General features: G+C 57.1%; 20 protein-coding genes and 1 tRNA gene. 11 read left to right on the top strand and 10 right to left on the bottom strand.

From position 1 onward, the window contains the following. Positions 1–666, bottom strand: coding sequence for a DUF2057 family protein (locus L085_RS19630; protein ID WP_004928109.1), 666 nt, complete (start codon positions 664–666; stop codon positions 1–3). A gap of 256 nt (positions 667–922) precedes the next feature. On the opposite strand from L085_RS19630, the gene L085_RS19625 reads away from it, so the two are divergent. Beyond that, a complete protein-coding gene (locus L085_RS19625) occupies positions 923–1,336 on the top strand; it encodes a CoA-binding protein (RefSeq protein ID WP_015377364.1) in 414 nt (137 codons plus the stop codon). A gap of 60 nt (positions 1,337–1,396) precedes the next feature. On the opposite strand, the gene hspQ is transcribed toward L085_RS19625, so the two are convergent. Further along, positions 1,397–1,714 (bottom strand): heat shock protein HspQ, encoded by a 318-nt coding sequence (gene hspQ, locus L085_RS19620; RefSeq protein WP_004928104.1) that lies wholly within the window; start codon positions 1,712–1,714, stop codon positions 1,397–1,399. Between the two features lie 60 nt (positions 1,715–1,774). Continuing rightward, positions 1,775–2,965: a 23S rRNA (cytosine(1962)-C(5))-methyltransferase RlmI gene (gene rlmI, locus L085_RS19615; protein ID WP_031300125.1), complete on the bottom strand. Its 1,191-nt coding sequence runs from the start codon at positions 2,963–2,965 to the stop codon at positions 1,775–1,777. A 93-nt stretch (positions 2,966–3,058) separates the two neighbouring features. Here rlmI and yccX point away from each other — a divergent pair, with 93 nt between their 5' ends. Continuing rightward, the gene (gene yccX / locus L085_RS19610; RefSeq protein ID WP_004928098.1) at positions 3,059–3,337 is read left to right on the top strand and encodes an acylphosphatase; all 279 of its coding nucleotides are present in this window, start codon (positions 3,059–3,061) and stop codon (positions 3,335–3,337) included. A 34-nt stretch (positions 3,338–3,371) separates the two neighbouring features. Here yccX and tusE read toward each other — a convergent pair whose 3' ends face one another. Together tusE and yccA are read right to left on the bottom strand one after the other, a co-directional pair. Then, positions 3,372–3,701, bottom strand: a complete 330-nt coding sequence (gene tusE / locus L085_RS19605; RefSeq protein WP_004928095.1) for a sulfurtransferase TusE — start codon at positions 3,699–3,701, stop codon at positions 3,372–3,374. A gap of 111 nt (positions 3,702–3,812) precedes the next feature. Continuing rightward, positions 3,813–4,472, bottom strand: coding sequence for an FtsH protease modulator YccA (gene yccA, locus L085_RS19600; protein WP_004928091.1), 660 nt, complete (start codon positions 4,470–4,472; stop codon positions 3,813–3,815). Between the two features lie 225 nt (positions 4,473–4,697). Between yccA and L085_RS19595 the strand changes: the two genes are divergently transcribed. Together L085_RS19595 and L085_RS19590 are read left to right on the top strand one after the other, a co-directional pair. Further along, positions 4,698–4,785 (top strand) — tRNA-Ser (locus tag L085_RS19595). Positions 4,786–5,013: 228 nt separating this feature from the next. After that, a complete protein-coding gene (locus L085_RS19590; protein ID WP_016928277.1) occupies positions 5,014–5,229 on the top strand; it encodes a hypothetical protein in 216 nt (71 codons plus the stop codon). 96 nt (positions 5,230–5,325) lie between these two features. On the opposite strand, the gene L085_RS19585 is transcribed toward L085_RS19590, so the two are convergent. Together L085_RS19585 and L085_RS24230 are read right to left on the bottom strand one after the other, a co-directional pair. Next, positions 5,326–5,808, bottom strand: a complete 483-nt coding sequence (locus L085_RS19585) for a hypothetical protein (RefSeq protein ID WP_015377367.1) — start codon at positions 5,806–5,808, stop codon at positions 5,326–5,328. 158 nt (positions 5,809–5,966) lie between these two features. Continuing rightward, positions 5,967–6,605 (bottom strand): winged helix-turn-helix domain-containing protein, encoded by a 639-nt coding sequence (locus L085_RS24230; protein WP_049870690.1) that lies wholly within the window; start codon positions 6,603–6,605, stop codon positions 5,967–5,969. 403 nt (positions 6,606–7,008) lie between these two features. Between L085_RS24230 and L085_RS19575 the strand changes: the two genes are divergently transcribed. From L085_RS19575 to L085_RS19555, 5 genes are all read left to right on the top strand, one after another. Further along, on the top strand, positions 7,009–7,620 hold the full coding sequence (locus tag L085_RS19575) for a LuxR C-terminal-related transcriptional regulator (protein ID WP_015377369.1): 612 nt from the start codon (positions 7,009–7,011) through the stop codon (positions 7,618–7,620). 182 nt (positions 7,621–7,802) lie between these two features. Further along, positions 7,803–8,387, top strand: coding sequence for a fimbrial protein (locus L085_RS19570; protein WP_015377370.1), 585 nt, complete (start codon positions 7,803–7,805; stop codon positions 8,385–8,387). 48 nt (positions 8,388–8,435) lie between these two features. Then, positions 8,436–9,131 carry a molecular chaperone gene (locus tag L085_RS19565; protein ID WP_015377371.1) on the top strand — a complete coding sequence of 232 codons (696 nt, stop codon included), beginning with the start codon at positions 8,436–8,438 and terminating at the stop codon, positions 9,129–9,131. Positions 9,132–9,146: 15 nt separating this feature from the next. Beyond that, positions 9,147–11,639, top strand: coding sequence for a fimbria/pilus outer membrane usher protein (locus tag L085_RS19560; protein ID WP_021504877.1), 2,493 nt, complete (start codon positions 9,147–9,149; stop codon positions 11,637–11,639). Positions 11,640–11,657: 18 nt separating this feature from the next. After that, positions 11,658–12,734 carry a fimbrial protein gene (locus tag L085_RS19555; RefSeq protein ID WP_044031517.1) on the top strand — a complete coding sequence of 359 codons (1,077 nt, stop codon included), beginning with the start codon at positions 11,658–11,660 and terminating at the stop codon, positions 12,732–12,734. A 35-nt stretch (positions 12,735–12,769) separates the two neighbouring features. On the opposite strand, the gene soxR is transcribed toward L085_RS19555, so the two are convergent. Next, entirely contained in the window at positions 12,770–13,243 is a 474-nt protein-coding gene (gene soxR, locus L085_RS19550; protein ID WP_044031516.1) for a redox-sensitive transcriptional activator SoxR, read from the bottom strand. Positions 13,244–13,388: 145 nt separating this feature from the next. Between soxR and L085_RS19545 the strand changes: the two genes are divergently transcribed. Next, positions 13,389–14,474, top strand: a complete 1,086-nt coding sequence (locus L085_RS19545) for an efflux RND transporter periplasmic adaptor subunit (RefSeq protein WP_044031515.1) — start codon at positions 13,389–13,391, stop codon at positions 14,472–14,474. A 10-nt stretch (positions 14,475–14,484) separates the two neighbouring features. Further along, positions 14,485–17,565, top strand: a complete 3,081-nt coding sequence (locus tag L085_RS19540; protein WP_044031514.1) for a MexW/MexI family multidrug efflux RND transporter permease subunit — start codon at positions 14,485–14,487, stop codon at positions 17,563–17,565. A gap of 49 nt (positions 17,566–17,614) precedes the next feature. Here the strand turns inward: L085_RS19540 and L085_RS19535 are convergent, their stop codons facing one another. Further along, positions 17,615–18,415 carry a DNA/RNA non-specific endonuclease gene (locus L085_RS19535; protein ID WP_015377376.1) on the bottom strand — a complete coding sequence of 267 codons (801 nt, stop codon included), beginning with the start codon at positions 18,413–18,415 and terminating at the stop codon, positions 17,615–17,617. Between the two features lie 152 nt (positions 18,416–18,567). Next, positions 18,568–20,028, bottom strand: coding sequence for a TrkH family potassium uptake protein (locus L085_RS19530; protein ID WP_044031513.1), 1,461 nt, complete (start codon positions 20,026–20,028; stop codon positions 18,568–18,570). Between the last annotated feature and the right edge of the window lie 13 nt (positions 20,029–20,041).

The raw sequence follows: 20,041 nt of genomic DNA, 5'->3' as shown, positions 1-20,041 counted from the left end.
TCAGCGAATCGGTTGTTTATTGGCCCAGCGCAGGAAGCGCTTCTGTGTTTCCTTGTCGGCCTGTTGGAACCAGTATTGCAACATCTGTTCCGACACGTTTTCACCTTTCAACGTCACCGTCGGGGCATTCAGCGGTGCGCCGGCCAACGCGGGGGTTGAGGGATTGCCTGCGTTCGCCTGCACAAAGGTCGGAACGGAGGCTGGTCGGTTCTGGCGGTTGTAATCGGTCATCACCTTTTCCAAATCGGTATTGAAGGTGACGCTGTCGGGATGCAGCGCATCATGCCGGAATGGCAAGGCGTTGCCGTCTTTATCGACCACTAGATAATTTAACGTTCTGTCAAAGCGTTGCGCATCACGATCGTTCTCGATGCGCGGCAGTTCGATCGCCACTTGGCTGATCTTTTGCGTATTGAAGCTGGCAACCAGCGGCAGGGAGGTATAGGCCTGTGTATGCTGGCCGGAACGTACGGTTTTGGTCACTTTAAACAGCAACTGGTGCTGTCCGCCATCCAGTTCAAGGCTGTCGGCACCTTTTAACAACGAACCTGTCATTTTCTTGCCGTCGACCACCAGCAGGTCGATGTCCGGGGAGAGTTTCAGGGTCGTAGCCGCGGCAGGCATACTGATGCTGAGCAACGCCGCAACCACCAGACCAAATTTCATCATTATCTCCTTATAAAGTGACGTAGCTCTAAGTGTTGAACACGGCATAGGTTGTGTCAAAATTTTTCAATCGGGTATTTTGTTTACATTTTTACATATTTTATCGCGATTAGACACGGCCGTGCGCAGCTGAACCGCGACAGCCTCTGACCATAAGATTGCGGTGAAGTTTCCTTCGCATTAGCGTTTAACCGAGCGAATGCCGATCGGTTACACTCGAAATGGAAAGTGACGAAGTGATAAACGGGAGTTGAAGATGCAAGATCAAGAGATTGTTGAGCTGTTGCAGCAGGTGAAAACCATCGCGCTGGTCGGCGCCAGCGATAACCCGTCGCGGCCCAGTTATGGTGTGATGGCATATCTGTTGGCACAAGGGTATCAGGTGATCCCGGTCAGCCCAAAACTGGCGGGGCAGACGCTGCTGGGGCAGCAGGTTTACCCTACGCTGGCCGCTATCCCACAGCCGGTGGATATGGTTGACGTGTTTCGCAATTCGGAGGCGGCTTACGGCGTGGCGCAAGAGGCGATAGCGATCGGCGCCAAGGCGCTGTGGTTGCAGATAGGGGTGATCAACGATCAGGCGGCAGCGCTGGCGCAACAGGCTGGGCTGCGCGTGGTGATGGATCGCTGCCCAAAAATAGAAATCCCGCGTTTAGGGCTGGAGCGCTAAATAAAAAAAGGGCCTGGCGCGATGCCGGGCCCTCTCGGGGTTTCTCAGGTCTTGGCGCGGTCAATTGCGCAAACGTGGCGCCTGTAACTGGTGACGGATGGATTCCGCCAGTTCATCCAGCGATGGTTGCTCGGGATGCGCCTCCTGGGGCTCACCATCCAGCTGCGCTTCCGCCAGATAGGTGTGCACCGGTTGGCCTTCCTCGTCTTCCATCACCACGTGGTACCAAGGGGCGGAACGCAGTTCGTCGTTCGCCGCTATCTCGTCAGCTTTGGGTTGTTCTAAAGAGTATTCCGGGTCGATATCGATAACGACCCCCAAATACCCCAGCAGCTTATGCCTAACCTGTTGTCCGATACCGAATTTGCTGGCAATCATGATGACCTCCTGAGAAACAATGCCTTGCTCATATATGGGGGCAAGGCAGCGCATTTCAAGTTACATCACCCGACAAGCGAAGCCTTTCAGATACAGCCCCTCAGGATACGTGGCGATCACCGGGTGATCGGCAGCCTGGCGGAACTGCTCTATAAATTGTACATCACGTCCGGCATCTACAGCGGCATCGGCCAAAATTTTCTGGAACAGGTCGGTCGGCATCAGGCCGGAGCAGGAGAAGCTGAGCAGAATGCCGCCTGGATTCAGCAACTGCAGCGCCAGCATGTTGATGTCTTTGTAACCGCGGCAGGCGCTGGCCAGCTGATTCTTGTTCTCGACGAACTTAGGCGGATCCATGATGATCAGATCGAATTTTTCGCCTTGAGCGCGGTAGTTGCGCAGCAGCTGGAACACGTCATCGCGAACGAACTCCGCCTTGTTCAGATCAAGCTTGTTGAGTTCGACGTTCTGTTTGGCGATGTCCAGCGCCGCCTGCGAGGTATCCACGCTGATCACCTGCGCGCAGCCGCCCATCAGAGCGGAAACGGCGAATGCGCCAGTGTAGGAGAAGCAGTTCAGCACTCGGCGGCCGGCAGAGTAGTTCCGCGCCGCCAGGCGGCTGTCGCGTTGGTCGAGGTAGAAACCGGTCTTGTGCCCTTGCTGAATGTCCACCAGCAGCTTCATGCCGTGCTCGGTAATAGGCAGCAGTTCCGGCGGCAAATCGCCCAGCACCGGGCCCTGCGCCAGCGGCAGGCCTTCTTTTTTACGCACCGCAACGTCGGAGCGATCGTAAATCGAACATTCCGGGTAGCAATGCTGCAGGGCGGAAAGCAGGGCCGGGCGCTGGTATTCGGCACCGGCGGACAGCAGCTGCAGCACCAGGAAATTCTGGAAGCGATCGATAGTGATGCCCGGCAGGCCGTCGGACTCGCCGGCGATCAGGCGGTATCCGTCCAGACCGTCACGCTGCGCGACCCAGTCGCGCCAGCTTTGCGCTTGCTGCAGGCGGCGAATGAAGAAATCGATGTTAATCTCTTCATCCTGCTGGAAAGTCCAGACGCGTGCGCGGATCTGCGACTCGGGCGAATAGGCTCCGCGCGCCAGCCACTTGCCCTGGCTGTCGAGGATATCGATGGTTTCACCGGAGAGGGCTTTACCCTCAACGCGTTGAACGGCGCCGGAGAACACCCAAGGGTGGCGACGGAGTAAGGACTTTTCACGTCCTTTGGCGAGAAACAGGCGTACGGTCATAATTAATAATGCTGCCAGCTAGGATAGAAAGAGTGACACGGCGGTGCAAAGGCACGGCAATGCCATAATGAAAACTGAATTAAGGGGGCGATTATGACACAAGTTTGCATTGCTGCGTATGTGTATGGCGTGGTGCAGGGGGTAGGGTTCCGCTATTCCACTCAGCGGCAGGCTGAGGCGTTGGGGGTGACCGGCTATGCGCGCAATCTCGATGACGGCAGCGTTCAGGTGGTGGCCTGCGGCACACAGGCGCAGGTGGATAAGCTGGTGGAGTGGTTGAAACAGGGCGGCCCGCGCAGCGCGCGCGTCGAACGCGTGCTGGTGGAACCGCAGGGGGTGGCCGATTACGCCGGGTTTGGCATTCGCTATTAAATGCTCGCCTGCAGCGGCGCTGCGGGCGGCGCGGTCAGATGCATTTCACCGGTTTCGGCAAGCCGGCGATTTTGGTGGCTTGTTTGGCTGGCCCTTTCGGGAACAGGCGATACAGATAGCGGCTGTTGCCTTTTTCTTCGCCGTATTTCTGCGCCATGGCTTTGACCAGCATGCGAATAGCCGGCGACGTATTGAATTCCTGATAGAAGTCGCGCACGAAGCGCACCACTTCCCAGTGTGCTTCGGTGAGCACGATCTCTTCCTGCGCGGCCAGCAGCGGCGCCAGGCCCTCATGCCAGTCGGCGCTGTTTTTCAAATAGCCCTGCGCGTCAGTGTCGATAACCTGACCTTCAAACTCCAACATACTGCCTCGATAACGGATAATTCGGAACGGCCGCCAGTTTAGCAAATTTTTTCGGCCGCAAAAAACAAAGCCCCGCCGGAGCGGGGCCTGGAAGACATGCGTAACGCGCGATCAGTTGCTGCGGGCGAAGCCCAGAATGCTCAACAGGCTGATGAACATGTTGTAGAGCGACACGTACAGGCTAACGGTGGCGCGAATGTAGTTGGTCTCGCCGCCGTGAATGATGTTGCTGGTTTCCCACAGGATCGCGCCGGCGGAGAACAGGATGAACAGCGCGCTGATAGCCAGGTGCAGAGCAGGGATCTGCAGGAACAGGTTGGCGATCACCGCCACCAGCAGCACCACAAAACCGGCCATCATCATGCCGGACAGAAACGACATGTCTTTACGAGTGGTCAGCACATACGCCGAGCAGCAGAAGAACACCGCGGCGGTGCCGCCCAGCGCCAGCATGATCAGATCGCCCGCGCCCGCGTTCAGGAACGAACTGAGGATCGGGCCGAGGGCGTATCCCATGAAACCGGTCAGCGCGAAAGCCGCCAGAATGCCCGCCGGGCTGTTGGCCAGTTTATGGGTCAGGAACATCAGGCCGTAGAAACCGACCAGCATCAGCAGCAAGCCTGGTGCAGGCAGACCCAACATTGTACTGGCGGTCGCGGTCAGGGCTGAGAAAGCCAGGGTCAGGGATAACAGGAAATAGGTGTTGCGCAGGACTTTATGCGTGCTGAGCAGCGAGTCGCGCGAAGAAGATGAGACGACAATGCGGTCCATAATGCTCTCTCTTATCAGGCCATCACAAAATAATCCCGATGATAGGCAGCGCAAGGGCTTGATTAAAGTTTGTTTACCAATCTTTACCCTTAGTTATCATTATGGCAACAGCGGGGTGGGTGTTCGTTTGATCGCCGTTTGCTTTGCCTGCGGCGATTTTTCGCGCGGTTGAACGCGTTCGGGCTTTACAAGCGAATAAGGTCTGTTTATAGTGCGCGTCGTTGCGGAGGGGTGGCCGAGTGGCTGAAGGCAACGGTCTTGAAAACCGTCGACGGGAAACCGTTCCAGAGTTCGAATCTCTGCTCCTCCGCCATACATTCTGACCCCGTGCTCTCTGAGCACGGGGTTTTTTGCTTTTGCGTGCGGATAAACCGGGGCGCTTTTGCAGGAAACGCGATCGGCTATTGATAAGGGCCATGCGTCGGTGAGATTATGCACCTATCAAGGCCGGCCGCTCGGCTGCCTGCTGTTGCCAGGCGTTACCGGTGCGACAAGCAACGCCGCCTTATCAATTTCGTTTAATGCTCTTATGGAGACAGAGATGAACTGGTATCAAGTCGCCTTATGGACCATGATCTTTTTGAAGTCCGGCGCTTTCCTGGTGTTCGTATGGTGGTGGATGTTCAAACGCGCGACCAAACCTTATGTCCGCCCGCAAGACGTCGTGGTTGACGATACGCCGTACGATGAGAACCTCACCATGGAAGAGGTGATGAAAAACCATGGCATCGTCCGCACGGATATGTCGGTAAAATAGTCCTCCCGCCTCCCCAACCGTTATCTGGGGCGTGTTTGCCAAGAGCGCGCCCCCTTGTGTTTCTTCGCTGTCTCTTTATGGCATTCTGCTTTCACGTTAACGGCATAACGTGACCGGGAAAAGCACGCCATGAACGATGTACGCATCCTGTCGCACTTTACGCATCGAAAAAACGCCGTTCTTAATGCCGAGAGAGATCATGGGGATTTCTTTGGTCAGCTCATCCGGCGCGTTATCGTCGGGGGCTTTGCTGATTTCTCGGTGGGTGGTCATGTAAAACCCGTGATCCAACCTCTTTATATCAAAGTTTATTTTTCTATCCAGGCTGTAGGTTTTTCCTCCCACGGTAATGTCCCCACGTTGAACGATCATGGCGCGATGCTCGTCATAGATGAATAAACTGCCCGTCACTTTTAGTTCCAGGTCATCGCCTGAAGCTAATCGTTTTTTTGTGATCGTATCGGCTTGGCAATTCATATGTACAGGTGCGTCGGGTGTGAAAACGCGAAGCAGGACAATGAAGAGAATCACTGCCAAAAATCCGATAATCAGTATTTTTGGGTTGCGCAATGCGGCCATTTATTTTCCATTGAGAATTTTGTAGGTAACACACTGGGTATATCGACCTTGCGAGCCGAGATAGCATACACCGAGGACGGTGTTATAAATCAACGTATGTTTTTCGGAGGAAAAATAGATATCCGCCTTACTGGCTAGACAATCCACACCGCTGCCTTCTAATGCCTGGTTGACCATGCGCTTTTCCAGTTCGTCATCAATATGTTTATCTGCATCCAGAGAATATAAGGTGCAATTTTCTTTTTTCCTAACGCAACTAAATTCTCCCGAGGTTGATCAGCAGGTTCGATAGGATAAAGCGTCGCTACGATCAACAGAGGAATAAATACGCAGCAGACAGTGGCAACAGCGCTAACCTTTACCTTTTTCTGCGGCGGCACCAGGTGTGGTTCGGCAACAGGTGCCAGGGGCGAAAGCGGCTCTGAAGCATAAGAAGGCGGCGTTTCGCTGACGGTTACCTGCGGTGGCGGATAAATTTCAATCATAGCGGTGAAACAAAACCCGACTTTCGCCAGGGTTTTTATTGGGGAGGTCTCTCTACCCAGAAGCTTGAATGCTTTCCTTATTTCACTGACGGCTACATTTAGACTGATCGATGAGCCTGAAAAACCATACTCTTCCCATACCTTTTTTATCAACATCTCACGTTTCAATGGGATATTGGGGTGAGTCAGCATTTCAATTAACAGGCGTGAAGCCGGGTTGGATATCCGTATCGATGACTCATCATTATCAATGAGTTGGAGACGACACGCGTTTGCGTCATAGATCACGCAGAGGTCGATAATATATTTCATGTATTCAGGTTTTTATAATGATATAGGCTTCCAGTTCGCGGCTAGTATTTAGTGAAACTTCGGGTAGGTCAAGGTTCTGGGCGGAAAACATAAATAATCAAGGACGTTTTTTTATTTTCTCGGCGAACGGAAAACGCAGTCCTTTGCCGTTTTTTATGTCATTTTTGGAGTTAAATTCTAAAAAAATTAGTTTTTACAGATTATAATAATTAAAATTTAGGTTAATAAAAATAATGTTCCTGTCGTTAATGATTTGATGCAGAATTATCTTAGTGTTTACGGCGCTTGTTTATGTGCCAATCGCTTATTGTTTGCTCCCGAACGGCAATGTGAGTTTTCCAAGGAAAAGACAGGTATTTAGTGCAAAGTATCGACGTTGTCTTTGGCCATGGATGGAGGAAGTATGCTCAGTATCGGTATCGTATCTGAAAACATTTTCTTCAGAGAGGCGATAAAAAGAATATTGATGCCAAGGATTTTTCATAAAGATCACGTTATTGCCTACTATGACGATCTGCCTTTGGCTATGGGGCGAAATTGCCACGATATTCTGATCGTCGATGATGCGGTAAAAAGCATGTTGCGTTTCAGTATGGCTGTGGCGTTATTGGCTGCTATTCATGGTGTAAAGATTTTTTTGACGACGGAAGAGAAGCGCCGTCTGTTATTTCGTTCTGTCTCGCATGATGTCGTCGTGCTCGATAAAAAAGGCAGTGTCCCCGGTATCAGTAAAGAGCTGTCTTTTCTGATGGATAATATCTCGCAGCGCCCTGCATTGAATGGAGGCGTTGCGAGTGGAGTGGGCCGCCATACGAAAAGTTGTCTGACGGAAAGTGAAGTGGAAACGCTCCATTTGCTTTCCTTCGGCTATACGGTGACTCAGGTTTCCAAGATTCTTGATAAAAGCGTAAAAACGGTCAGTACGCAGAAATGCAGTGCATTACGCAAAATGGGATTGAAGAATCGGGTGCACAACTTACTGGAAATCTCATCCGGTTTCTCGGAGGTTCCCTAGAGATTCGTTATTTTCATCGTTTTTATTGTCGGGTGATTAATAACGCTATTGCTTGATTTTATAAAAACAGGAATGTGTTCATCCTTTTGCCTCTGTATTACGGGGAGGGGTTTCTTTATCCCGCCGGCAGCGGCTGATTTTTATTTATTCTCTTAAACCAAACTGTTATGGAGTTTTATCTCATGATGAAGAAGATGTTTTCTGTTGCAATCATGGCGGCTGCGGTCGCTGCGCCAACGGCTTTTGCTGAAGACAATTCCGCCGGTGGCATCATTAACTTTACCGGTGCCATTACCGACACCACCTGTACGATTAACGGCGGAAAAAGCGCGGATTTCACCGTTGCGCTGAGCCCGATCTCGGTGACCGACGCGGGTAACGCCGTTGGGCCAATCACCAAGAACAAGAAGTCCTTCTCGCTGACCTTCTCCGGCTGTTCGCCGGCGGCCGGCACTGCAGGCACCCCGCTGAAAATCTACTTCTCCTCCGCGGATAACATCTCCACCGACGGCAAATATTTGCTGAACAACTCGGTCAACGAGAACGACGCTTCCGTTGCGAAGAACGTGGGCTTCTCTCTGGCTGAAACCGGTTCTTCCACCCCGATCCAGCTGAACGTGCCTTATGTCACCGACATCATGGGCGATAAAGCGGCACCGGATTCAGAAACCCTGACGCTGGACGCGTACTACTACAAAACCAACGCTGAAGCGGCAAAAGTGGGCGCTCTGAGCTCCAACGTGACTTACACCATTTCTTACCTGTAATCGCGCTGAAAGCCAGGCCCTTGATGGGCCTGGCCACCCGGGGGAACGATGAAAAAATATATGATGATAGCGGCGCTGTTGCTCGGTTCCGTTGGCGCGCAGGCCAATGTGGTGGTTAACGGTACGCGGGTGATCTACCCGGCAAACAACAAGGATGTGATTGTCCAACTGCTGAATAACGGTGCCGATCCCTCACTGGTTCAGGCCTGGATCGACGACGGCGACATCAATTCCACCCCGGAAACCGCCAACGTACCGTTTTTGCTATCGCCACCGGTGGTGAAAGTGAACGGCAACAGCGGGCAGCAGCTGCGCATTCAGAAAGTCGGCGCCGCGTTGGCGGCGGATCGTGAATCGGTGTTCTATCTCAACGTGCTGGATATCCCGCCGACGCCGGAAAACCTGCAGGGTACCAATACGCTGCAGCTGGCGATCAAATCGCGCATCAAGCTGTTCTACCGCCCGCAGGCCTTAACCCGCGGCGTAGAAAACGCATTGGAAAAACTGACGCTGCAAGCCAATGGCAAGGGGTTCAACGTCATCAACAACAGCCCGTATTTCATCACGGTAGCGAATATCGGCCAGGGTGAGGACAAGCATCTGCTGGTTGATTCGCTGATGGTTGCGCCGTTTTCCACCCAGTTTGCTGCCAGCAAACGATCGGTCAGTAAAAACGCGCGTTATGACCTGATGTATATCGACGATCTGGGGGCTTACAAGTCTAAAGCCATCACCGCACACTAACCTGAAAGAACAACAATGAAGCTGAATAAAAAAGTCCTCTCGCTGCTGACCGCCTCTTCATTCTTGTTGCCGGATACGGCCTGGGCGGTGACGTTCGATACTTCGCTGTTGGCCGGCGAATCGCGCGATTCCGATCTTTCGCGTTTTTACCTCAACAATGACATGCCTGCCGGCCGGCAGGAGATCGATGTGTATGTCAATCATGACTGGAAAGGGCGCTACGCGCTGCTGTTTGGCACGCAACGCGACGATATTCAAATTGCCTACCAGGATGCACAGCGGTTGGGCATCGATCTGAGTCAATTGCCGACACCTCAGGCGCCCCAGACGACGCTGTCGATCGCCTCGCTGGTACAGGGCGGGCGGTTCGATATGGACGTCGGCGCGCTGAGCCTGCGGTTGACGGTGCCGCAGGCGCGGGTCAACCGATCGGAAGCAGGGTACGTGGATCCGGCTTTCTGGAATCGTGGCATCTCCGCGTTGACGCTGGCCTACAACGCGACCTACTACCACGCCGAGGCGCGTGGCGAAGGCAATCGCAGCAATAATGACGATTTTTATACCGGGCTGGAGTCCGGGATCAATCTGGCCGGCTGGCAATTTCGCGACAGCAGCAGCTTTCGCCACGGCAGCGGGCGGGGGAGCCAGTGGCAAAACAACACGCGTTATCTTCAGCGCGGGTTCGCCGACATCAAATCCAACCTGACCGCCGGTGATTTTTATTCGCCGGGGGAGCTGTTTGACTCGGTACGCATTCGCGGGGTGGCGCTGGCGTCGGATATCAGCATGCGGCCCAACTCGCAGCAGGGGTTTTCACCGATTGTGCGTGGCGTGGCGCAATCCAACGCCCTGGTGAAAGTGGTGCAGAACGGCAACGTGATCTACCAGGAAAACGTGCCGCCGGGCGCCTTTACCCTCGACAGCATTCAGCCGACCGGTTCGGCGGGCGATCTGTGGGTGACGGTCAAAGAGGCTGACGGGCGCGAGCAGTCGTTCAGCGTGCCGTTTTCAGCCGTACCCAACATGTTGAAACAGGGTGTCAGCCAATACAGCGTACTGGCCGGCAAGGTAAACGAAAGCAATACCGATTACGAACCCGGCTTTGTACAGGGCACCCTGCAGTACGGTTTCAACAATCTGGTAACGGGTTATGCCGGCAGCATTTTGAGCGACGACTATCAGGCCTGGCTGCTCGGCAGCGGCTGGAACCTGCCGATAGGGGCGGTGTCCATTGATCTGACGCATGCCGATACTCGCCTGAAAAACCGCCGTGAAAGCGGGCAGAGCTTCCGTATCGCCTACAGTAAATTTCTCGATGTCACCGCGACCAACTTCACGCTGGCTGCCTATCGCTACTCCACCCGCGGTTACTACAGCTTTACCGACGCCATTTACTCCAATGACGGCTATCGCCAGCTGGAGCGTCAGTTTGATCGCTGGCGCGACGAGGAGGGCGTGTCCGAACTGGATATGAACACCTGGGATGCGCTGCGTTCGGCTCGGCCGAAAAATACCTTTACGCTCAACCTGAACCAGCGTCTTAACGAAGGGTGGGGCACGCTGTTCTTCTCCGGCTCCCAGCGTGATTACTGGACGGCCAATGCGAAAAGCCGCGAATACCAGCTGGGGTATTCCAACAATCTGGGGCGCGTCAGCTACTCCGTTTCCGCCAGCCGGGTGCGCAACAGCCAGCGTGAGGAAGAGACGCGCTATTACCTGTCGTTCAGCCTGCCGCTGTCGGTGTTCGATAACAACGCCTACCTCAGCACCGGCCTGTCTGCGACAGACTCTCACTATCAGCAAAGCACGGTCAGCCTGAGCGGCAATGCGCTGGAGTCCAACCGCCTGAGCTACTCGCTGAGCGGCAGCAATCGCAGCGGCGGTGACAATATGGCCAGCGTCAATGCGGCCTATCGCGCCCGCGCCTCGACGCTGGGCGTCTCCTACAGCGAAGGCAACGATTATCGTCAGAGCGGCCTCAGCGCGCGCGGCAGCCTGGTGGCGATCCCCTGGCATCTGCTGGCGTCGAACGAGATCGGCAACACCATGACGGTGGTCGAGGCGCCGCAGGCCGAAGGGCTGATGGTCAACGGCGACGAAAGCATCGTGACCAATGCGCAGGGTTTGGCGCTGGTGCCTTATGCCACGCCGTACCGGCAAAACTCGGTCACGCTATCGGATACCGGCCACAGCAGCGGGGCGGAAATCAGCGGCAACGTCGCCAACCATGTGCCTTACTACGGCGCGGTCAGCTACCTGAAATTCGAGACCGATCAACGTCGGCCATTCCAGCTGCGTGCGCAGCGCGCCGATGGTGCACCGCTGCCGTTCGGCGCCGAAGTGATGGATGAAAACGATCGGTCGGTAGGTTTTGTCGGCCAGGCCAGCGTGTTGTACCTGCGCGCCGAACAGCCGCCAACGGCGTTGACGGTGCAATTGCGCGACGGCAGTTGCCACATTGCCAAACCGAATCTGGCGCTGGATGCGTCGCCCGGCGTTTGCCGCTAATACAGGATAACCGAATCTATGATCAGGCTGATTTTTTTGCTGCTGCTGTCCGGGTTGTTCAGCGGCTATAGCTATGCTTCCTGCTATGGCAAGGGCATTGAGTACGCCCCAGCGCTATTTGTAGACCTTTCTGACAAACTGAGCGCCGCTAACCCGGTCTGGGAATACCAGACGTCTACCCAATATAGCGGGACCTTCCGATGTTCAGGCCGCAAATTCGAATTTTCCTATACGCCGATGCTGTCACCGAAAGATAAATATGCCACCTATATCGGTTTCAATGATGGCAAGCAGTGGGTACGCGCTGAAATCACCAATGACATCAAGAATATTACGTTAAGAGGGGCGGGAAGCCATTCGGCCAGCGAACTGAATACAATGATGACGGTGCGATTTTCGCTGGTGCAAAAACCCAAAGACGGGTTGTTGGTCAATGGCGATAGCTATCCGTTTGAAGACGTGCTGTTCGTCAGTGATATGAGCGGTATGTCATTGGGAGAGATCCTTGGCTGGCCGTTAAAAATGTTGAGCAAACTCCTGTCGTGGATCGCGAGCGGTTTTCGAAAATGGCCTTATGACGACCGTGATATGTACGGTCAACCGATGACGGTGAGGTACGCGCCGAAAACCACCACCTGTCATTTCGACAATGCCGGCCTGACGGTCAGGTTGCCCAAAATGGGCGTGGCGCAGGTGCTGAATAACAATCAACCCGGCTACACGCCGTTCTCGCTGAACATCAGCTGCCAGAACATGCAGCAGGAAGGCATCGCCGATCGCGCCGTTGAGATGTTCCTGTCCAGCAATAACCTGCTGGCCTCTGACGCCAGCGTGTTGACCAATGCCAATGCGGGCGGTGCGCAAGGGGTGGGGCTGCGCCTGGTCAAGCGCGACATGCCGAGCTCGCCGGTGGTATTGTCACCTTCCAACGTCGATCGCGGCAGCGCCACCTCACTGTTTCACGTCGCCGCCGGCGGCAGCCTGAACAGTCATTTCATCATCGGCATGGGCGCTTATTATTACCCTTATCAGCGCGATGGCGTGACGCAGGGGGAACTCAACACCTCGGCCACGTTGAACATCATCTATCCCTGAGAGGTTCGGGAGAACCGGTGCGCAACCTGTTTCGTTCACCGGTGTTCCGTCGGGTGTTCGAAAATATGCGCGCCGGCGCCCTGTTGGCCCAAAATATCGTTTGGGTTGCGCAGCGGGCAGTCGGTGAGCGACAGGCAGCCGCAGCCGATGCAGCTGTCGAGATGGTCGCGCAGCACCGTTAGCCGTTGAATGCGCTCATCCAGCGTTTTGCGCCAGGCGGAGGACAAAAGCCCCCATTGTTCTGAGGTCAGCTTGCTGCCGGCGGGAAAGCGGCCCAGCGTGGTGCGGATCTCCTCCAGCGGAATGCCTGCGCTTTGCGCGATCTTGATCACCGCGATGTAACGCAGCACCACCGGCATGTAGCGGCGCTGGTTACCGGCGTTGCGCGTTGCCTGAATCAACCCCTTGCTCTCGTAAAAGTGCAACGCGGATACCGCCACGCCGCTGCGCTTCGCCACTTCCCCAACGGTCAATAGCCGATAGGTGTTAATCGGTTCATTTCTTGCCATTCCACGTTCCTCGGCTTGACCTCAAGTTAACCTGAGGTTTTATAGTGCAGCCAGCCGGGCTTGGCAACCGGCATCTTTCGTCACCCGCCTGCGCTGCGTCGGGGGAAGGGTGGCTTTGGCTGTAAAATCAGGAAGAAACCGTTACATGATGAAACGATACCTCATTATTGCCGCGCTGCTGGCGGCGCTCGCCGTCGCTGCGGTAGCGATGCGATCCACCGCCCGGCAAAGCGAAGGCGCGCCGGCCTATCCGCCGGTGAAAGTGGCGCTGGCGCCCGCCCTGCGTGAACAGGCGGCGCGCAGTTACGCCGGCGTAGGCGAGCTGGAGGCGGCCAGTCAGGTGGAAGTGGCGGCAGAGACCAGCGGCCGCATCACGCGCATCCTGTTCGAATCCGGCCAAACGGTACGGCAGGGGCAACTGCTGGTGCAGCTCAACGATGCGGTCGAGCAGGCTGAGCTGGTGCGCCTGCAGGCGCAACTGCGCAATGCCGATCTGCTGCTGGCGCGCATGCGCAAGCTGATGAACCTCAACGCCACCGCGCGGCAGCAGTTGGACGATGCGCTGGCCGAACGGGATATGGCGCTCGGTGCGGTGCAGGAAACGCAGGCCAAAATCGCGCAAAAGGCGATCCGCGCGCCGTTCTCCGGCGTCATCGGCATTCGCCGCGTGCATGAAGGGCAATACCTCAACGCCGCCGAGGCGGTGGCCAACCTGGTGGACGCCGATACGCTGCGGGTCAATTTCTCGCTGGACGAACAAAGCAGCGCCGGGTTGGCGTTGGGCCAGGCGGTGTCGGTGCAGGTCGGCGCCTATCCCGAGCGCGCTTTCCCCGCCGTTATTACCGCTATCGATCCGATGATCGGCAAATCCCGCACCGTACAGGTGCAGGCGACGTTGACTAACCGCCAGGGATTGCTGAAGGCCGGCATGTACGCCGGCATTCGCGTCACGCAGCAACAGCGCGTGGCGGTGCTGACGGTGCCGGAAACGGCGCTGACCTATACGGCGTACGGCGATACCGTGTTCGTCGCGCAGCAGGGTGAAAAGGGCATGACGGTCAAGCGCGTCTCGGTCACCGTGGGCGAACGCAATGACGGGCGCGTCGAGATCGTCAGCGGCCTGCAGGAAGGCGACCGGGTGGTGACTTCGGGCCAGCTCAAACTGAGCGACGGCATGGCGGCCGAGCCGGTGGCGCAGGATGCTCTGAGCGCCGCCCAGGCCGGTTCCTGAGGAGAGACCGATGACATTTACCGATCTGTTCGTGCGCCGGCCGGTGCTGGCGCTGGTGGTCAGCACCTTGATTCTGCTGTTCGGCGCGCTGGCGCTCAGCAAACTGCCGATCCGCCAATACCCGCTGCTGGAAAACTCTACCATCACCATCAGCACCGACTATCCCGGCGCGTCGTCCGAGCTGATGCAGGGCTTTGTTACGCAGCCGATCGCCCAGGCGGTGTCCTCCGTCGAGGGCGTTGACTACCTTTCTTCCTCCTCGGTGCAGGGGCGCAGCGTGGTGACGGTGCGCATGGCGCTGAACCGCGACTCCACCCAGGCGCTGACTGAAGTGATGGCCAAGGTCAACCAGGTGCGCTATAAGCTGCCGGAGCAGGCTTACGATCCGGTGATTGAGCGTTCCGCCGGTGAAGCCACCGCCGTGGCCTATGTCGGTTTTTCCAGTAAAACGCTGTCCACGCCGGCGCTGAGCGAATACCTGACGCGGGTGGTGGAACCGATGTTCACCACCATCGACGGCGTCGCCAAGGTTGAAGTGTTCGGCGGGCAAAAAATGGCGATGCGCCTGTGGCTGGACAGCGATCGGCTGGCCGGCCGCGGTCTGACCGCTGCCGACGTGGCCGATGCGGTGCGGCGCAACAACTACCAGGCGGCACCGGGCAAGGTGAAAGGGCAGTATGTGGTTGCCAACGTGCGGGTGAATACCGATCTCACCAGCGTAGAGGAGTTTCGCAATCTGGTGGTGCGCAACGACGGCAACGGTCTGGTGCGCTTGAAAGACGTCGGCACCGTGGAGCTGGGCGCCGCAGCCACGGAAACCAGCGCCTTGATGGATGGCGAACCGGCGGTGTTCCTTGGCGTCTTCCCTACGCCGACCGGCAACCCGCTGGTGATCGTCGACGGCATTCGCCACCTGATGCCGGCGATCGACAAGATGCAGCCGCCGGGCGTGAAGATGGCGCTGGCGTTCGAGACCGCGCGCTTTATTCAGGCCTCGATCGATGAAGTGGTGCATACCCTGCTCGAAGCGCTGGCGATCGTTGTGGCGGTGATCTACCTGTGTCTGGGGTCGCTGCGCACCGTGTTGATCCCGGTGGTGACGATTCCGCTGTCGATACTTGGCGCCGCCGGGCTGATGCTGGCCTTCGGCTTCAGCGTCAATTTGCTGACGCTGCTGGCGATGGTCCTGGCGATCGGTTTGGTGGTGGACGACGCCATCGTGGTGGTGGAGAACGTGCATCGCCATATCGAAGAGGGGAAAACGCCGCTGGCGGCGGCGATGATCGGCGCACGCGAGGTGGCCGGGCCGGTGATCGCCATGACCCTGACGCTGGCCGCGGTCTATGCGCCGATCGGCCTGATGGGCGGGCTGACCGGCGCGCTGTTTCGCGAATTCGCGCTGACGCTGGCCGGGGCGGTGGTGGTGTCCGGCGTGGTGGCGCTGACGCTGTCGCCGGTGATGAGTTCACTCCTGCTGCCGGCCAAACAGAGCGAAGGGCGCGTGGCGCACGCCGCCGAGTGGTTCTTCGGCGGCCTGACGCGGCGCTATGCGCGCGCGCTGGATTTCTCGCTGCATCACCGTTGGCTGACCGGCACGCTGGCGCTGCTGGTGATGATCAGCCTGCCGCTATTGTACCTGATGCCGCAGCGCGAGCTGGCGCCGACCGAGGATCAGGCCATCGTACTGACCGCCATCAAGGCGCCGCAGCAGGCCAACCTGAACTATGTCGAACGCTTTGCCTACAAGCTGGACGAGGTTTACAACCGCATGCCGGAAACCGAAAGCCGCTGGATCATCAACGGCAGCGACGGCACGGCGTCCGGCATCGGCGGCATCAACCTGACGCTGTGGCAGGCGCGCCAGCGCTCGGCGTCGGCGGTGCAGGCCGATCTGCAACGGGCGGTGAACGATGTTGAAGGCACCAGCATTTTCGCCTTCCAGCTGCCCGCCTTGCCAGGCTCCACCGGGGGGCTGCCGGTGCAGATAGTGCTGCGTACGCCGCAGGACTACCCGCAGCTGTACCGCACCCTGGAGGAGGTGAAACAGAACGCCAGAAACAGCGGCCTGTTTATGGTGGTGGACAGCGATTTGGACTACAACAACCCGCTGGCGGAGGTGCACATCGATCGCGCCAAGGCCAACAGTCTGGGGATACGCATGAGCGACATCGGTGAATCGTTGGCGGTGCTGGTGGGAGAGAACTACCTCAACCGCTTCGGGATGGACGGGCGCGCTTATGACGTTATCCCGCAGAGCCTGCGCGAACAACGGCTGACGCCGCAGGCGCTGGCGCGGCAATATGTTCGCGCCCAGGACAATACGCTGGTGCCGCTCTCCACCGTGGTATCGGTGGCCGTTAAGGTCGAACCGAACAAGCTGACTCAGTTCAACCAGCAGAACGCCGCCACCCTGCAGGCGATTCCCGCGCCCGGCGTTTCGATGGGCGAAGCGGTGGCTTTCCTCGAACGGCAGGCCAATGCGCTGCCGGCCGAATTTAGCCACGACTGGCAGGGGGATTCGCGCCAATACACCCAGGAGGGCAGCGCGCTGGCGTTCGCGTTCCTGGCGGCGTTGGTGATCATTTACCTGGTGCTGGCGGCGCAGTACGAGAGTCTGAAAGATCCGCTGATTATCCTCATCACCGTGCCGCTGTCGATCTGCGGCGCCTTGCTGCCGCTGGCGCTGGGCTACGCCACGATGAATATCTATACCCAGGTCGGTCTGGTGACCCTGATCGGGCTCATCAGCAAGCACGGCATTCTGATGGTGGAGTTCGCCAACGAGCTGCAGATGCATCAGGGGCTGACGCGGCGCGCCGCGATTTTGCAGGCGGCGCAAATTCGTCTGCGGCCGGTTCTGATGACCACCGGGGCGATGGTGTTCGGTTTGATCCCGCTGCTGTTCGCCAGCGGCGCCGGGGCTGCCAGTCGCTTCGGCCTGGGGCTGGTGATCGTCTCCGGCATGCTGGTGGGCACGCTGTTTACCCTGTTTGTGTTGCCGACGGTGTATACGCTGTTGGCGCGCGATCACGCGGTAGCCTCACCTCGTCAGCGTGAGTTGGCCGCCGCGCAAAAGGCGCTGACGGAATAATCCGCCGGCGCCCGCGTGAAGAATAAACCCGCTTCGGCGGGTTTTTTCGTCAGTTTTTGCAGCCCATCAACTCCGGCAGAACGCCCGGTTTGCTCTTCAGCGAAGCCTGCACGTCGTCCGGCAGACCGGCCCAGATGATCAGGCCGGTGCGTTTCTCGATCTCGTCCACCGTCACGCGGAATTGGCAGAAATCGGCGCCCTTCGGCGTGTTCTGGTCGAACAGGAAGGCGGCATAGTGGTTCACCGCCGGGCTGTTGTTGATGAAAATCACCTTCCAGTAGGCGCTGGGGATGGTGTGCGCTTTCTGGGTGCCCGGCAGTTTGCCCATATCGCGCTCATACAGCGGCCCGGTCACGGTATAGACCGAGGATATATCGGCGCGATCGATCAGCTTGCGTTCCTGATCTTCCAGCCGCGCCCAGGCGCCCTGGTTCAGATCGGACTTTTGCGGCGTGATGTTGGACAGGTAGTTCAACGATTCCCAGTCGGAGACGCCCGCCAGCGAGGCCAGCGGCGCCTGATGACCGCGATCGACCTTCAGCGCGGCGTTGGCGCCGGTGTAATCGGCGGGCGCCAACGTGTCCGCCGGGTTGAGCGCCGGATCGGTTTTCCAGTTGCGCGTCTTGCCGCTGGCCGGCGTGTCTTTGGTGATGTGATAGGCCACCCAGTTGGCGAACTTGGTGGTGCTGTTGTTGTTCAACGTATAAGCATGACGCACGATAGACACGTTGCTGCTGCCGCCGGTCGGACAGCCGACCGCGCAGTTGTCGATGGATTCGAGCGTGTCGGCCGACGCCTGCGCGGCGAACAGCAGGGCGGCCAAGGCCAACATCTTGTTGTTAAAGCGCATATTCATATCCTCAATAAGTTAAAAAGCACTGTACATATTTACAGTAAATTAAACTTATCGCAGTGAAACGAATACAACAATGCAACATATTCATGTTGTGAATGTGTCAGTCATGGCAAAACGGAACGGCATCCTGCGCATTGTTAGGCGGATCAAAAACGCCAAAATGCGCGTGAACAAAGGATCAACATCGGGTAGATCTCGAGGCGCCCGAGCAGCATGGCGGCGCACATCAGCCATTTCGCCGCGTCGTTCAACGTGCCGAAGCCAGCGGCGGTTTCCCCGTATCCCAGCCCCATATTATTGATGCAGGCGGCGACGGTGGCGAAGGCGGTGACCAGATCATAGCCCATTAGATTCAGCAGCCAGATAAACAGGCAGGTGAACAGCACGTAGAGGAAGAAAAAGCTCCAAACGGAGCGCAGCATCCGATCCTGGATAGGCGCATTACCGACCTTGATGGTGTACATGGCGTTAGGATGCACCAGCTGGTTGATCTCGAGCCGGCTTTGCTTGTACATGATCAGAAAACGCAGCGCTTTAATGCCGCCGCAGGTAGAGCCGACACAGCCACCGAAGAAACTCGCCGCCAGCAGCAGCATGATGGTGTGGGACGGAATTTGGGTGTAATCGGCGATGGCCAGACCGTTGTCAGTCATCATCGAACTGGTGAGGAAAAAACCGTGCACGAAGGCGTCCTTGACGCCGTACATGCCCGAGCGATACAGCTCGACGCACACGATCGCCACGACGATGGCCAGCACCAACAGGAAAAAGCGCAACTCGGGATTCCGGTACATCGGTTTCAGGCTGCGGCGGCCGACGGCGACGAAATAGAGCGTGAAGTTCACCGCCGCCAGAACAGAGAAAATGCCGCCGACCATTTCCACCGCCGAGCTGTCGTAGTATCCCAGGCTTTCATTGCGGGTGGAAAATCCGCCGAGCGAGACGGTAGAGATGCCGTGGCACAACGCATCGAACCACGGCATGCCCGCCAGGCGGAAGGCGACGGTGCAGGCCAGCCCCAGTCCAAGATAAATCAGCCACAGGTTTTTCGAGGTGTCGGCCAGCCTCGGTGTCAGGCGTTCCTCTTTGAATGGACCGGGCATTTCCGATTGATAAAGTTTGGCGCCGCCGATACCCAGCAGCGGCAACACGGCCACCGCCAACACGATAACCCCCAGACCGCCAATAAAATTGAGCTGCGAGCGATAGTAGAGGAATGATTTGGGCACGTTGGAGACGTCGTTCAGCACCGAGGCGCCGGTCGTAGTAATGCCGGAGACGCCCTCAAACATCGCGTCCACCAGACGGACGTTCAGCGTGTCATCCAGCCACAGCGGCAGGGCGCTGATCGCGGAAAACAACAGCCAAAACATGACGATGATCAGGAAACCGTCCTGGGTGCGCAGCTGTACTTTCGACTGCCGGGTGCCGAACCAGCCCAATCCGCCGAGTGTGGCGGCGAGCACCAGGGTATAGAAAAACGAGAAGGCGCTTTTTTCTTTATACAGCAGGCCCATCAACAGAGGCGGGATCATTGAAAGGCTGTAAAGAAGGACTAAAAAGCTGCAAAGATGAATAACGACCAGGATTTGTTTGGTTTTGACCATGCTGTTGCTCGGA

Source organism: Serratia sp. FS14, from assembly GCF_000695995.1.
GTDB classification, from domain to species: Bacteria; Pseudomonadota; Gammaproteobacteria; order Enterobacterales; family Enterobacteriaceae; genus Serratia; species Serratia nematodiphila.
This window is presented reverse-complemented; position numbering and strand designations above follow the sequence as displayed.

Excerpts from the sequence above, each read along its gene's own strand:
- L085_RS19630 (WP_004928109.1), bottom strand. The coding sequence starts at position 666 with ATGAAATTTGGTCTGGTGGTTGCGGCGTTGCTCAGCATCAGTATGCCT.
- L085_RS19625 (WP_015377364.1), top strand. The coding sequence starts at position 923 with ATGCAAGATCAAGAGATTGTTGAGCTGTTGCAGCAGGTGAAAACCATC.
- hspQ (WP_004928104.1), bottom strand. The coding sequence starts at position 1,714 with ATGATTGCCAGCAAATTCGGTATCGGACAACAGGTTAGGCATAAGCTG.
- rlmI (WP_031300125.1), bottom strand. The coding sequence starts at position 2,965 with ATGACCGTACGCCTGTTTCTCGCCAAAGGACGTGAAAAGTCCTTACTC.
- yccX (WP_004928098.1), top strand. The coding sequence starts at position 3,059 with ATGACACAAGTTTGCATTGCTGCGTATGTGTATGGCGTGGTGCAGGGG.
- tusE (WP_004928095.1), bottom strand. The coding sequence starts at position 3,701 with ATGTTGGAGTTTGAAGGTCAGGTTATCGACACTGACGCGCAGGGCTAT.
- yccA (WP_004928091.1), bottom strand. The coding sequence starts at position 4,472 with ATGGACCGCATTGTCGTCTCATCTTCTTCGCGCGACTCGCTGCTCAGC.
- L085_RS19590 (WP_016928277.1), top strand. The coding sequence starts at position 5,014 with ATGAACTGGTATCAAGTCGCCTTATGGACCATGATCTTTTTGAAGTCC.
- L085_RS19585 (WP_015377367.1), bottom strand. The coding sequence starts at position 5,808 with ATGGCCGCATTGCGCAACCCAAAAATACTGATTATCGGATTTTTGGCA.
- L085_RS24230 (WP_049870690.1), bottom strand. The coding sequence starts at position 6,605 with ATGAAATATATTATCGACCTCTGCGTGATCTATGACGCAAACGCGTGT.
- L085_RS19575 (WP_015377369.1), top strand. The coding sequence starts at position 7,009 with ATGCTCAGTATCGGTATCGTATCTGAAAACATTTTCTTCAGAGAGGCG.
- L085_RS19570 (WP_015377370.1), top strand. The coding sequence starts at position 7,803 with ATGATGAAGAAGATGTTTTCTGTTGCAATCATGGCGGCTGCGGTCGCT.
- L085_RS19565 (WP_015377371.1), top strand. The coding sequence starts at position 8,436 with ATGAAAAAATATATGATGATAGCGGCGCTGTTGCTCGGTTCCGTTGGC.
- L085_RS19560 (WP_021504877.1), top strand. The coding sequence starts at position 9,147 with ATGAAGCTGAATAAAAAAGTCCTCTCGCTGCTGACCGCCTCTTCATTC.
- L085_RS19555 (WP_044031517.1), top strand. The coding sequence starts at position 11,658 with ATGATCAGGCTGATTTTTTTGCTGCTGCTGTCCGGGTTGTTCAGCGGC.
- soxR (WP_044031516.1), bottom strand. The coding sequence starts at position 13,243 with ATGGCAAGAAATGAACCGATTAACACCTATCGGCTATTGACCGTTGGG.
- L085_RS19545 (WP_044031515.1), top strand. The coding sequence starts at position 13,389 with ATGATGAAACGATACCTCATTATTGCCGCGCTGCTGGCGGCGCTCGCC.
- L085_RS19540 (WP_044031514.1), top strand. The coding sequence starts at position 14,485 with ATGACATTTACCGATCTGTTCGTGCGCCGGCCGGTGCTGGCGCTGGTG.
- L085_RS19535 (WP_015377376.1), bottom strand. The coding sequence starts at position 18,415 with ATGCGCTTTAACAACAAGATGTTGGCCTTGGCCGCCCTGCTGTTCGCC.
- L085_RS19530 (WP_044031513.1), bottom strand. The coding sequence starts at position 20,028 with ATGGTCAAAACCAAACAAATCCTGGTCGTTATTCATCTTTGCAGCTTT.